The following is a 12,890-nucleotide window of genomic DNA, read 5'->3' on the forward strand; positions in this document are numbered from 1 at the left end:
TGCTAAAACTCAAACTGATAGAGCAGATCAAGTGCCTGGTCTACGCCGGACACTGCTTCCAGATATAGCTTGGGCATCAGGCGATAGCGTAACGTGAGAGTTGCCAGTGAGTCAAAGATCCCCACACCATATTTTACCTGCAGACCCGGCAGTACATAGCCGCTGACCACCACCTGCGAGGAGTCACCCACGCCCTGGGTGTCCAGCGCCAGATTGCTTACGCCGAACGTCTCGCCGATTTTACCCACAACCTGCCCACTTTGTGCAACCCCCAGACCCACTAACATCGAGGTCATCGCCGCACTGTCGCTTTGTCCGCTGTTCAGACCTTGTCCACGCAGCAGATAAGAGAGCGCTTCCTGCTGCGACATCGCCGGGTCAGAGAAGATCTCCGCCTTCGGTTCGTCGGCGGAACCGGTGACGCGAACGCCAGCAATGACGTCATCTTCCGTCGCTTCCGGGTTACGAATCGCCTCGATATTCAGCAGGGGCTGATCCGGTGGACCGGAGAACAGCAGCTCGCCTTTGCGGACAATCAGATCCTGACCATAGGCGTGGAAACGCCCTTCAGGGATAGTGATCTGCCCGTTCAGGCCAAGCCCCTGTTTATCCTGCGCGACTTTCAGGTCGCCCGTGAGCCTCGCCTTCAGCCCAAACGCATTCAACCGCACGTTATTCCCCACGTGCACGATGAGGTTACTATTGATCGGTATGCCCGCGCTCTTCTGTTCGACAGGTTTCAGATTTTCATTGAGCATCACTTCATCACTTGAGACGCCGACCGCGCTTTCCGGCACGTCGTGAACCACGATGCGCGCCCACGGCACGTCGACGCGTCCGTCAAGCGTGAAGAGACTTGGCGTGGCTTCAAAGACCACATCAGGCGAGACGTCCAGGCGCACCATCGGCGGTACGGTGATGCGCACCTTGCTGCCCTTCGCGGCAATACGGGCGCGCCAGTTGTCGAGCTGGCTCCAGTCCGCGTCGCCGCTCAGGTTGATTTGCCCTTGCTGCGTCAATACCGAGCCGCTCAGCGTCGAGCTCATACCGTTGAAGTTCATCGCGATCTGGCTGGGCTGCATGTCAAACGGCATGAAGTTACCGTCGATATCCACGCCGCTGAGCCGCATCTGACCGAACAGCTGCGGGCTTTGCACGTTACCGGCCAGGCGCAGGTTAGCGTTCAGCATGCCCTCCGCTTTTTCCCCGCGCGCGAAAATCGGGTTCACCATCGCCAGGTTGAAGTTACGGACGTTGACGTTGCCGCCCAGATTACGCCGTCCCTGCGGATCGGTAATCTGGACCTGCCCGTCCAGCTGACCGTTGTTGGTCAGGCGGATCGTCCACCCCAGCTGCGCGCGATTGTTATGCAGATCGGCACTCAGGTTCAGGGTGTCGAACGCCACCGGCAGCGGCGCGTCGTTGACCTCCTGCGTCACCTTCACGTTACGCCCGGACAGCGTGACGCTGCCCTGCGGCAGTCCCTCTTTGGTGGTGTCCCAGGCCACATCGGCTTTCCCGCTGAAGACGCCGCTGGCCTGGGTCGTATCCGGCATAAACGGCTTCAGCATCGCCAGATCGAAGCGGTTGAGATTGATCTGCGCGCGCCCTTCCGCACCCGCATCGATGGTCTGCGGCACGCACAGCTCCGCATTCGGGTTGGTCCAGCAGTGTGGCCCAATGCTGATCTTCTGCTCGGCGTTGCGGTAGTCGAGGGCAATGGATCGCGAGAGCGCCAGCGGCCCGACCGGCGTATTGAAGCGCGTGTTATCCAGCGTCCCTTTCCAGCGTTCTTCTTTGCGGTCGAAGCTGCCGGTGAGGTGAAGCTGGCCGGAGACCGGCTCGCCCTGCACGCGCAGCTGGAGGTCGTGCTGTTTCTCGTTCCCTTTGGCGTCCAGGGTGACCAGGTTAATGTTCACGTCCGGCTGAGAAATGCGCTCCACGCGCAGGTTCAGGCTACCGCCGATCTGATCGGTGGATTTCACATCCCCTTCCACGCGGACGCGGGCAACGCTCAGCTCCTGCCAGCGCAGGTTATTGGCGGTAATGTCCGCCAGCAGCTGCGGTGCCTCCACCGTACCGCGCACTTTCACGAGACCTTTCGCCGTGCCGCCCAGCCCCGGCAGGGCGTTATCCAGATTCGGCGCGTCGATGGTGGCGTCCAGATTGAGATCTTTCACCCCCAGCTCGCCTTTGATATCCGCCGTGTTGCGGCCCAGCGCCACGTGCAGCCCCGGGATAACCCACTGCAGATAGCTGTTGCCTTTCACCGAGCCTTCAACGTTAACCTTGTTCTGCTTCACGTTCCCGGTGAGCTTGATTTCCGGCACGTCCATCTGCCACGTACCGCCGTACAGGCTGCCGCGGGTTTTAATCAGGCCATCCAGCTTCGACGGCCAGTCCGGTACCTCTTTGGCGGTGTTAATACCCGTCAGCTTCAGCTCGCCGCGCCAGCTGATCGCCTGCTGCCAGTCGAGCAGCGCGGTCAGCTCGGTTTTGCCTTCCAGCGCCGCGACGGTCAGCTTGTCGAGGTTGACCTGCCGTTCGTTGCCCTTCGCATCCAGCGTGATATTCGCAGGCGGCACGCCCTGCCCCTTCACCGCGGTGCGGAACGAGAGCGTGTAGTCGGTCATCTTGCCGCTCAGCTTCAGCTTCAGATCATCGGCCTGGAACTGCTTTTCGCCGGTGAACGGCCAGTAAAGCTGCTTGCTGACAACCTCCAGATTGAGCGGCAGCCCGGCTTCCGCCAGCTGCGTTTGCGCGCGCAGGACCATGTCCACCGGGCCGGAGAGATTCACCCCGACATCCAGCTTATCGCGCAGCGCCCCGCCCACTTTGACCTTCACCTTTTCGCCTTTCAGCGGATCGATGTTAAGCGCGCTGTTCAGCGTGATGTCCACCGGCCAGTTGTCGCGCAGCAGGGCATTCCCTGACGCATTCACCGAGCCCTGGTTGGTGTCGATATCCAGCGCGTCGAGCTTCATGTTGCCGTCAATGCTGCTGACTTTCAGCAGCATGGTGTAGACCGTCAGATCGGTATCGCCGGTCAGGCGCAGCTGCTCGCCTTTGAACTCCTCGATGTTGAGGTTCAGCGGCAGGTGAACGTCGGTCATTTCCGGCAGGACAGGCTTCGAGAAGAGATCTTTCAGCGTTTCGCCCAGCGGCTTTTCTTCCGGCTGCGGGTTCTGGATCTTCGGCTCGACGATCTCTTCCTGCGCCACGTCGGCCACCTTCGGCAACGCGATCAGCAAGCCCTGCAGGGACGTCGGCGTCAGGGTGAGGTTTTTCTCCTGCCAGCGTAGGCCGGAGGTGAAATCCATCACGGACACGGTAGTGTCGTCGATTTTGATATTGACGTTATCAAGCGCGACCCGATAGAGCGCGATCGGGTACGGCGTGGAGAGATTCAGCGGGCCGCTGTCCTCTTCCTCGACCGGCGCAGACTTCGGCATTTTTTTCGAATCTATCGCCACGTTGACGTCTTTAAGCGACAGATCGTTGACGCAGAGCTTGCTGTCGCGCAGGCAGCCCAGCTTCACCGCCAGGTGGAACTCCCCGGCGTTCACCGCCACGCCCGGCTGCTCGTAGCGGATATTCTTCAGACGCAGATCGCGCCAGCCGCCCGTTACCTGGCCAATCTCCAGCCCCGGCACCCAGCGGTTCGCAGCGTTAAACAGCAGATGCAGCCCGGTCGTCGTTCCCACCAGAAACGCCACCGTACCGAGCAGCAGCACGATAAAAATCAGCACCCCGAGGCTTATTTTCTTCCATAAACTCATAATTCAGGCCCCAGACCGATGTAAAACTGTAATCCGTGCTCTTCTTTGTCACCGACAGGCACGGCGAAGTCGAGCTTGATGGGCCCGACGGGTGACTGCCAGCGTACGCCCACGCCCGCGCCGGTTTTAAAGTCGCTGCGGCGGATATCGTTCACCGCCTCACCGCCGTCAACAAACATAGCGCCCCACCACTTTCCGCTGACGTTGTACTGATACTCCAGCGATCCGGTCGCCAGTTTTGATGCCCCGGTCAACTGGCCCTTTTCGTTCTCAGGCGAGATCGATTTGTACTTATACCCACGAATGCTGCGGTCGCCCCCGGCGAAGAAGCGCAGATCCGGCGGAACGCGCTCGAAGTCGCCCGTTTCAATCCAGCCGAGATTGCCGCGCATCACAAAGCGGTGTTTGTCGTACAGCGTGCGGATCCAGACGTTTTGCGCCTGAATCACCGAGAAATCCACGTCGGAGCCCCAGGCGGAGTTGGAATAATCAATGGAGTAGCGCTGTGAGTCGCCCCAGGTCGGCATCAGGCCGCCGCGCGAGCGGGTACGGCTGATCATCACGCCCGGATAAAGCAGCATGGTGGTATTGGTGACGTTGGCCTGGGTAAAGTGGTCCAGGCTCCAGCGCAGGTTAATGGCGCGCTGCCAGCCGCTGGAGAGATCCCAGAAGCGGGAGACCGCAAGGGTCGTAGAATCCTGCTTGGTGTCGTTCAAGTCGGTGCGCTTAAAACCGCCCTGCACAAGGTAATATTGCTCAAGCGGGTTTTTCAGCAGCGGCATTTTGTAGCTGAAATCCAGCTGCTGCTCGGGCGCAGAGAGGCTCAGGCTGGTGGTCAGGCTGTGACCGTACGAGTTCATCCACGGCTTTTTCCACGAGGTTCTCACGCGTGGTCCAACATCCGTCGAGTAGCCAACACCGGTCTCAATGGTGTTCTCGGTGCGCGGCGAGACAACGCCATGCAGCGGCAACACCTTCGTTTTGCGAGACTTATCAAATTCCGGTGCGACAACCACGGAGTTAAACCAGCCGGTAGCGGAAAGACGACGGTTCAGTTCCGCCAGGTCTCTCGACTGGTAGTAATCCCCTTTTTTGAACGGCACGAGGTTTTGCAGGTATTCTTCACGAATTTGCGAACCTTCAAACGTCACATCGCCAAAGCGGTAGCGTTCTCCGCTGTCGTAGTCGATATCCCAGAAGGCCTGACGCCGATCCAGCGCAATCCCCAGCTGGCTTTTATTGAACTGGCTGTCGAAGTAGCCCTTACGCAGGGAAACGTTCGTCAGCTCTTTTTTGAAATGGTCGTAGTCACCGTGGTTAAGCACGGTACCGATTTTCGGCCGCGTGCTGAGCAGGTCCAGGTAATCCCGGTCGGTACGCGCCCCGCCGCGCAGGATAACGTTCGTGCCGCCAATCAATACCGGCTCACCCGGCGAAACGCGGGCAATAAGAACCTGGCGCCCCTTCTTTGGCGGCGGGCGAAGATCGAAATCAATGGTGGGTTCGTAATACCCCAGCGCTTTAAGCCCTTCACGGATAGCGTCATCGACGCGCGCGCGAAAACGCCGGTCCGGCGTCACCTCATCACTCTGGATGGTCGACAACTGCGCACGCACGTTTTTTTCCAGCGCCCCGGATAACCCCTCAACCTGCAAACGGACATTCGCCGCGCTGGCAATCCCGCTTGTCAGCAACACACTGACTAAACATAACTGGCGGATTTTTGTCACGTTTTCTCCTGAATATCCCTGTTTCCACCCTGGAAGCAAATGAAGTACCGCTCCGCGGCAAAATACGGCCTGTTGGCCAAAAACCCAAATCACGGGTTGAAAACGGGTGTAACACCCAAATATTTCTTATGATTAAATCTAGACTCATTCAGCGCATTTATTGTGTTCAATTAAACGCTTCGTGACAACCTTAACCGAAACATCGCACCCCGGGAGGCCCCATCGTGAGTTTATTCGACAAAAAGCATCTGGTTTCACAAACTGATGCATTACCGGGACGCAACACCCCTATGCCTGTGGCGACCTTACACGCCGTCAATAACCATTCCATGACCAACGTGCCGGAGGGAATGGAAATCGCCCTGTTCGCCATGGGCTGCTTCTGGGGCGTTGAGCGCCTCTTCTGGCAGCTGCCCGGCGTTTACAGCACGGCGGCTGGCTACACGGGCGGCTACACGCCGAATCCTACCTATCGCGAAGTCTGCTCCGGCGAAACCGGGCATGCGGAAGCGGTACGCGTGGTCTATGACCCTGCAGTCATTAGCTACGAACAGCTCCTGCAGGTCTTCTGGGAAAACCACGACCCGGCGCAGGGCATGCGTCAGGGCAACGACCACGGCACACAGTACCGTTCGGCCATTTATCCGCTCACGCCCGAGCAGGATGCCGCCGCGCGCGCCAGCCTTGAGCGTTTCCAGCAGGCCATGCGTGAAGCGGGCGATACGCGCGAGGTGACGACGGAAATCACCACCGCGAAACCGTTCTACTATGCCGAGGACGATCACCAGCAGTATCTGCATAAAAACCCGTACGGCTACTGCGGTATCGGGGGCATCGGCGTCTGCCTGCCGCCACAGCTGGCCTGATTATCAGCCGTTAAATCGTCGCCCGTACCGGACAGCGCCACGCTGTCCGGTCTTTTTTATGCCAAAATGTGACCTCTGGCAGATTTACATCTCTTTACGCTATACTACCCGCTGAAATAATCGGCTCAACGCTACGAGCTGATTTTCAATGTGTTTTCACACAAATGGTATCAACTCCCCTTCTGAGGATCTGGCGATAAGCCGGATAAACTATGTTAAACAGTATTTTAGTAATACTTTGTCTGATTGCCGTCAGCGCGTTTTTCTCGATATCTGAGATCTCGCTGGCCGCGTCCCGTAAAATCAAACTGAAGCTGCTTGCCGATGAAGGCAACATCAATGCCACCCGCATCCTGAAAATGCAGGAAAATCCCGGGATGTTCTTCACCGTGGTGCAAATTGGCCTCAACGCGGTCGCCATTCTCGGCGGTATCGTGGGTGATGCGGCGTTTTCTCCGGCGTTTTATAGTCTGTTTGTTAAGTACATGTCCGTTGAACTGGCCGAACAGCTGAGCTTTATCCTCTCCTTCTCGCTGGTAACCGGCCTGTTCATCCTCTTTGCAGACCTGACCCCGAAACGCATCGGTATGATTGCGCCAGAAGCTGTGGCTTTGCGTATCATCAACCCGATGCGCTTCTGTCTGTACGTGTTTCGTCCGCTGGTGTGGTTCTTCAACGGCCTGGCGAACGTCATTTTCCGCATCTTTAAGCTGCCGATGGTGCGTAAAGACGACATCACCTCTGACGACATTTATGCGGTGGTGGAAGCCGGCGCACTGGCCGGGGTGCTGCGCAAGCAGGAGCACGAGCTGATTGAGAACGTATTCGAACTGGAATCCCGTACCGTGCCGTCTTCCATGACGGGCCGTGAAAACATTATCTGGTTCGATTTACATGAAGATGAGCAGAGCCTGAAGAACAAAGTGGCGCAGCATCCGCACTCTAAGTTCCTGGTCTGTAATGAAGATATCGACCACATCATCGGTTACGTCGACTCCAAAGACCTGCTGAACCGCGTGCTGGCAAACCAGAGCCTGGCGCTTAACAGCGGCGTGCAGATCCGCAATACCCTGATTGTGCCGGACACCCTGACGCTCTCAGAAGCGCTGGAAAGTTTCAAAACCGCCGGGGAAGACTTCGCGGTTATCATGAACGAATACGCGCTGGTGGTGGGTATTATCACCCTGAACGACGTGATGACCACGCTGATGGGCGACCTGGTTGGCCAGGGGCTGGAAGAGCAGATTGTTCAGCGCGACGATAATTCGTGGCTGATTGATGGCGGCACACCGATTGAAGACGTGATGCGCGTGCTGGATATCGACGAGTTCCCGCAGTCCGGCAACTACGAGACCATCGGCGGCTTTATGATGTTTATGCTGCGTAAGATCCCGAAACGTACCGACTCGGTGAAGTTCTCCGGCTACAAGTTTGAAGTGGTGGATATTGATAACTACCGCATCGACCAGCTGCTGGTGACGCGCATCGATAACAAACCGACCGTACTGGTACCGAAGCTGCCGGACGCGGAAGAGAAGGTGTCGGCGTAAAGTACCAGCCTCTACAAACATCAACGGCTCCCATTGGGAGCCGTTTTTTTAACTACTGCATAGCACGTTGGTTAAGCCATCTCAGTCTGCAGACGCATAACCTGACGGTTGACTTCGGACATCACAGACAGGTGCTGTTTGTCCTTCACTTTTGGGACAAGGATCTTGCCCTTATCAAACTCAAAAGCGCCAACATCCTTGATGTACAACCGTCCACGGAACAGGATCTTCACGTACTTCGCCACCTGAAGCGGGTTGTAGCGTTGGAAAATTTTCATTCTTGTATCTCCTGCGAATCATACGCTCTTGCGGTGCCACAATCGGCCCGACTGTCCTGAGCGCAAATTTTAATGCCCAATGACTATAGACCAGAACTACGGTGTTACCCAGTGTGCATAAGTTTATTTACCGTTTGATTACAATTATTCAGAATAATCTTTGCAAAGCGTGACCGGGCGCAGTATAAGCCGTCGTTTTTTCATGGATATGTGCGTTCGCCCGCAAACTGGCATCGGGATTGCGGGAAAACCCCATTGATCGCACTTATGATTAAAAGCGCAAGACCAAGTGGTCGGATCACCTGCAAACAATAAGGAAACGCCATGACCCTACGTAATATCCTTGCAGCAGCCTGCCTGCTGCTGCCCCTGTGGGCTTCCGCTCACAACATTGAAAAAGGACAACGTGTACCGCCAGTCGGCATTGCTGACCGGGGAGAATTGATTCTCGACAATGATAAGTTTAGCTACAAAGCCTGGAATAGCGCGCAGCTCGCGGGCAAAGTGAGAGTTGTACAACATATTGCCGGTCGTACATCCGCAAAAGAGAAAAATGCTACCCTGGTGGAAGCGATCAAGGCCGCAAAATTCCCTCACGACCGCTACCAGACGACCACCATTGTTAACACCGACGACGCCATTCCGGGCTCCGGGATGTTTGTGCGCTCAAGCCTTGAGAGCAATAAAAAGCTCTACCCGTGGTCGCAGTTTATCGTCGACAGCAACGGCGTAACCCGTAAGGCCTGGCAGCTGGAAGAAGAAAGCTCCGCGATTATCGTGCTGGATAAAGAGGGCCGCGTACAGTGGGCGAAAGACGGCGCGTTAACCCAGGAAGAGGTGCAGCAGGTTGTCGACCTGCTGCATAAGCTGCTGGCTCAGTAGATAGAGACGCGGAAGCCGGGGTTGAGGAAGGATTCGCGCGGGGTATAGTCCAGCGGCTTGCCCTGCCAGTCATGAACATGCGCCCCGGCGGCCGCGGCAACGGCATGACCTGCCGCGGTATCCCAGACGTTGGTTGGCCCAAAGCGAGGGTAGAGCTGCGCATGGCCTTCCGCCACCAGGCAGAATTTCAGCGATGAGCCAATCGAGGTGGTCTGGTGTTCACCCAGCTGCTGCAGGTACTCCTGCAGCTCGCTGTCGCTGTGCGAGCGGCTAATCACCACCAGCGGTGGACGCGCATCGCGCACCTGGATCTGCTTGCGCACGCCGCACTCTTCCTTCCACGCCTTCCCTTCTGCAGCGCTGTACATCACCTTCATTACCGGCGCGTAGACCACGCCCAGCACCGCTTTGCCCTTCTCAATCAGGGCGATATTGACGGTGAATTCACCGTTGCGCTTGATGAACTCTTTTGTCCCGTCCAGCGGATCGACCAGCCAGTAACGCTGCCAGTGCTGGCGCTCGTCCCAGCTTTGCGGCGCTTCTTCTGACAGAACGGGGATGTCCGGCGTTAAGGCCTGTAATCCTTTCAGGATCACCTTATGCGCCGCGATATCCGCCGCCGTGACCGGAGAGTCGTCGGCCTTGCTGACCACCTCCATAGGTTTACTGCCGTCATACACCTGCATGATGGCATCTCCCGCATCCCGTGCGAGCTGACAAATTTTATCTAGCATTTTCCACCTCTTTGTTAACGCAGTGAGGTTAACTCTTTGTTTTAGTTATATCGTAATGTGAACAATTCCGCTATCTGTGAAGCAATTCCGGTTTCAGGTGACTTTTTTCTGTCAGGATTCACATTTCTGTAAGCAACAAGCTATAGATACATACTCTTTTGTGCTCTGCATCGAAAAAAGGACTCCTCTGATGATTAAGTTTAGTGCAACGCTTCTGGCGACGCTGATTGCAGCAAGCGTACAGGCGGCGACGGTAGATCTGCGTATTCTGGAAACGACCGATCTGCACAGCAACATGATGGACTTCGATTACTACAAAGATACCCCGACGGAAAAATTCGGACTGGTACGCACGGCAAGTTTGATCGATGCGGCGCGTGGCGAAGTGAAAAACAGCGTGCTGGTCGACAATGGCGATCTCATTCAGGGCAGTCCGCTCGGGGATTACATGGCGACCAGGGGGCTGAAAAAAGGCGAGGTTCATCCGGTGTATAAGGCGGTGAACACCCTGGACTATACCGTCGGCAACCTCGGCAACCACGAATTTAACTACGGTCTGAAATACCTGCATGACGCGCTGGCCGGTGCGAAATTCCCGTACGTTAACGCCAATATCATCGACGTTAAGACCCAAAAGCCGCTCTTTACCCCTTACCTGATTAAAGAGACAAACGTCGTCGACCAGGACGGCAAAAAACAGACGCTGAAAATCGGCTATATCGGCTTTGTGCCGCCGCAGATCATGACGTGGGATAAAGCCAACCTCGACGGTAAAGTGACCGTTAACGACATCACCGAAACCGCGCGGAAATACGTGCCGGAAATGCGCGAAAAAGGCGCCGATCTGGTGGTCGTTGTCGCCCACTCGGGTCTCTCCGCCGATCCGTATCAGGCCATGGCAGAAAACTCCGTTTACTATCTGAGTGAAGTCCCAGGCGTCGACGCGATCCTGTTCGGCCACGCCCACGCGGTCTTCCCGGGCAAAGATTTCGCCAGCATCAAAGGAGCGGACATTGAGAAAGGGACGCTCAACGGCGTGCCTTCGGTGATGCCGGGCATGTGGGGCGACCATCTTGGCGTGGTGGATCTGGTGCTGAATAACGACGGCGGCAGCTGGAAGGTGACGCAGTCAAAAGCCGAAGCGCGCCCGATTTACGACGCTGCGGCTAAAAAATCTCTGGCGGCGGAAGATAAAAAACTGGTCGACGTGCTGAAGCACGATCACGACGCCACGCGCGAATTCGTCAGCAAGCCGATCGGCAAATCCGCCGACAACATGTATAGCTTCCTGGCGCTGGTGCAGGACGACCCGACCGTTCAGGTCGTCAACATGGCGCAGACAGCCTATGCGGAACACTTTGTGCAGGGCGATCCGGATCTGGCAAAACTGCCGGTCCTGTCAGCGGCTGCGCCATTCAAGGTTGGCGGGCGTAAGAACGACCCGGCAAGCTATGTTGAAGTCGAAAAGGGCCAGCTGACCTTCCGTAACGCCGCCGATCTCTATCTCTACCCGAACACGCTGGTGGTGGTAAAAGCGACGGGCCAGGAGGTGAAAGAGTGGCTGGAGTGCTCTGCCGGACAGTTTAACCAGATTGACCCGCACAGCAGTAAGCCGCAGTCGCTGATTAACTGGGACGGCTTCCGTACCTATAACTTCGACGTGATCGACGGCGTAAACTACCAGATTGACGTCACCCAGCCGGCGAAATATGACGGCGAGTGTCAGGCGATTAACCCGCAGGCGGAGCGCATCAAAAACCTGACCTTCAACGGCAAGGCGATCGACCCGAATGCCACCTTCCTGGTGGTGACCAATAACTACCGCGCCTACGGCGGTAAGTTTGCCGGTACGGGAGATAGCCACATCGCCTTTGCCTCGCCGGACGAGAACCGCTCGGTGCTGGCGGCGTGGATCAGCGCGGAGTCGAAGAAGGCGGGCGAAATTCATCCGGCGGTGGACAACAACTGGCGACTCGCGCCGATCCACAGCGATACGAAACTGGATATCCGCATAGAAACGTCGCCGTCCGATAAGGCAGCCGCGTTCATCAAGGATAAAGCCCAGTATCCGATGAAGAAGGTCGCAACGGATGATATCGGGTTCGCGATTTATCAGGTGGATTTGAGTAAGTAAAAACAAAACGGCAACATACGTTGCCGTTTTTCGTGTTTGTTCCCTCTCCCTATGGGAGAGGGGTCCTCAGTAATTTTCCAACTCGAAGCGATGAATATTTCTTCAGAAAAATTCATGAATTGCAGCGATGACCTGGTCCGGCTGTAAATCGCCGAAGCGTTTCCGCAAGGCCGGGGCGAGGCGCAAGGATGCGCAGAGAGGGCGTGGCCTGCAGGGATGCAGGCTCATGCCCGACCCGATAGCCTGAAGGAATAAGCTGAGGGCACCGCGAAGCGGCGATTTACCGCCGGGAGCCCGGGTCGCCAGGGCGGCGGCGATTGAGCCGCCCTGGCACGTTCACAGGCCATGTCGTTACAGAGAAGCAAGGAACATAAAGTGAACGGAATGACCACCAGAGTTATATGTTCCCCCCTCACCCCAGCCCTCTCCCTCAAGGGAGAGGGGGTCGCCCACGCAGGCATTAGGTCAGGGTGAAGACATCAGGCCGCACGATCGTCCCGATTCGCCATCACCTTCGGCGTATTCACCTCAATCCAGTCCGCCAGCGCGGCGACTTTCTCGCTGACCTCAATCCCCATCGGCGTCAGGCTATACTCTACGTGCGGCGGCACCACCGGATACGACACGCGATCGACAAACCCGTCCTGCTCCAGCGCCTGGAGTGACTGGGACAGCATCTTTTCGCTCACCCCGCCCATTTTACGACGCAGATCGCTAAAGCGATGCGTTCCCTGGCGCAGGGCCAGCAGAATCAGGACACCCCAGCGGCTGGTCACGTGTTTGAGCACCTCGCGTGAAGGGCACTGTTCCGCGAAAAGATTGCCATCGCGCATTTGTTCGCTGAGCGTCGGTATCGTTGTTTTCATACTTACCTTTTTGTACGTACTTACTAAAAGTTAGCTATGGTGCTAGTGTGCCACAACACCAGACAAACACG

9 protein-coding genes are annotated in these 12,890 nt (G+C 56.8%); 4 read left to right on the plus strand and 5 right to left on the minus strand.

Annotation, left to right across the window (positions count from 1 at the left end; genetic code table 11):
* Nucleotides 1-2: 2 nt before the first annotated feature.
* Nucleotides 3-3,779: an autotransporter assembly complex protein TamB gene (gene tamB, locus HCH49_RS14045; RefSeq protein WP_221702862.1), complete on the minus strand. Its 3,777-nt coding sequence runs from the start codon at nucleotides 3,777-3,779 to the stop codon at nucleotides 3-5.
* Complete coding sequence (gene tamA / locus HCH49_RS14050) at nucleotides 3,776-5,509, minus strand: autotransporter assembly complex protein TamA (protein ID WP_033144487.1); 1,734 nt, start codon at nucleotides 5,507-5,509, stop codon at nucleotides 3,776-3,778. The genes tamB and tamA overlap by 4 nt, the downstream gene beginning before the upstream one ends.
* Nucleotides 5,510-5,733: 224 nt before the next feature.
* Here tamA and msrA point away from each other — a divergent pair, with 224 nt between their 5' ends.
* Together msrA and HCH49_RS14060 are read left to right on the plus strand one after the other, a co-directional pair.
* The gene (gene msrA, locus HCH49_RS14055; protein WP_029741954.1) at nucleotides 5,734-6,375 is read left to right on the plus strand and encodes a peptide-methionine (S)-S-oxide reductase MsrA; all 642 of its coding nucleotides are present in this window, start codon (nucleotides 5,734-5,736) and stop codon (nucleotides 6,373-6,375) included.
* A 212-nt stretch (nucleotides 6,376-6,587) separates the two neighbouring features.
* Nucleotides 6,588-7,925: a hemolysin family protein gene (locus tag HCH49_RS14060; protein ID WP_032662457.1), complete on the plus strand. Its 1,338-nt coding sequence runs from the start codon at nucleotides 6,588-6,590 to the stop codon at nucleotides 7,923-7,925.
* 71 nt (nucleotides 7,926-7,996) lie between these two features.
* Here the strand turns inward: HCH49_RS14060 and HCH49_RS14065 are convergent, their stop codons facing one another.
* Nucleotides 7,997-8,203, minus strand: coding sequence for a DUF1107 domain-containing protein (locus HCH49_RS14065; protein WP_008501430.1), 207 nt, complete (start codon nucleotides 8,201-8,203; stop codon nucleotides 7,997-7,999).
* 324 nt (nucleotides 8,204-8,527) lie between these two features.
* On the opposite strand from HCH49_RS14065, the gene HCH49_RS14070 reads away from it, so the two are divergent.
* Entirely contained in the window at nucleotides 8,528-9,085 is a 558-nt protein-coding gene (locus HCH49_RS14070; RefSeq protein WP_047059492.1) for a YtfJ family protein, read from the plus strand.
* Here the strand turns inward: HCH49_RS14070 and cysQ are convergent.
* The gene (cysQ, locus tag HCH49_RS14075) at nucleotides 9,079-9,819 is read right to left on the minus strand and encodes a 3'(2'),5'-bisphosphate nucleotidase CysQ (RefSeq protein WP_023310160.1); all 741 of its coding nucleotides are present in this window, start codon (nucleotides 9,817-9,819) and stop codon (nucleotides 9,079-9,081) included. The two genes, HCH49_RS14070 and cysQ, sit on opposite strands and share 7 nt — an antisense overlap.
* 190 nt (nucleotides 9,820-10,009) lie before the next feature.
* On the opposite strand from cysQ, the gene HCH49_RS14080 reads away from it, so the two are divergent.
* Nucleotides 10,010-11,953 (plus strand): bifunctional 2',3'-cyclic-nucleotide 2'-phosphodiesterase/3'-nucleotidase, encoded by a 1,944-nt coding sequence (locus HCH49_RS14080; RefSeq protein ID WP_221702863.1) that lies wholly within the window; start codon nucleotides 10,010-10,012, stop codon nucleotides 11,951-11,953.
* 479 nt (nucleotides 11,954-12,432) lie between these two features.
* Here HCH49_RS14080 and HCH49_RS14085 read toward each other — a convergent pair whose 3' ends face one another.
* Nucleotides 12,433-12,819, minus strand: coding sequence for a winged helix-turn-helix transcriptional regulator (locus HCH49_RS14085; RefSeq protein ID WP_023331869.1), 387 nt, complete (start codon nucleotides 12,817-12,819; stop codon nucleotides 12,433-12,435).
* Between the last annotated feature and the right edge of the window lie 71 nt (nucleotides 12,820-12,890).

Origin of the sequence: Enterobacter sp. Y17 (assembly GCF_019730495.1) — a bacterium.
Classification (GTDB): domain Bacteria; phylum Pseudomonadota; class Gammaproteobacteria; order Enterobacterales; family Enterobacteriaceae; genus Enterobacter; species Enterobacter asburiae_B.

Excerpts from the sequence above, each read along its gene's own strand:
- tamB (WP_221702862.1), bottom strand. The coding sequence starts at position 3,779 with ATGAGTTTATGGAAGAAAATAAGCCTCGGGGTGCTGATTTTTATCGTG.
- HCH49_RS14060 (WP_032662457.1), top strand. The coding sequence starts at position 6,588 with ATGTTAAACAGTATTTTAGTAATACTTTGTCTGATTGCCGTCAGCGCG.
- HCH49_RS14065 (WP_008501430.1), bottom strand. The coding sequence starts at position 8,203 with ATGAAAATTTTCCAACGCTACAACCCGCTTCAGGTGGCGAAGTACGTG.
- HCH49_RS14070 (WP_047059492.1), top strand. The coding sequence starts at position 8,528 with ATGACCCTACGTAATATCCTTGCAGCAGCCTGCCTGCTGCTGCCCCTG.
- cysQ (WP_023310160.1), bottom strand. The coding sequence starts at position 9,819 with ATGCTAGATAAAATTTGTCAGCTCGCACGGGATGCGGGAGATGCCATC.
- HCH49_RS14080 (WP_221702863.1), top strand. The coding sequence starts at position 10,010 with ATGATTAAGTTTAGTGCAACGCTTCTGGCGACGCTGATTGCAGCAAGC.
- HCH49_RS14085 (WP_023331869.1), bottom strand. The coding sequence starts at position 12,819 with ATGAAAACAACGATACCGACGCTCAGCGAACAAATGCGCGATGGCAAT.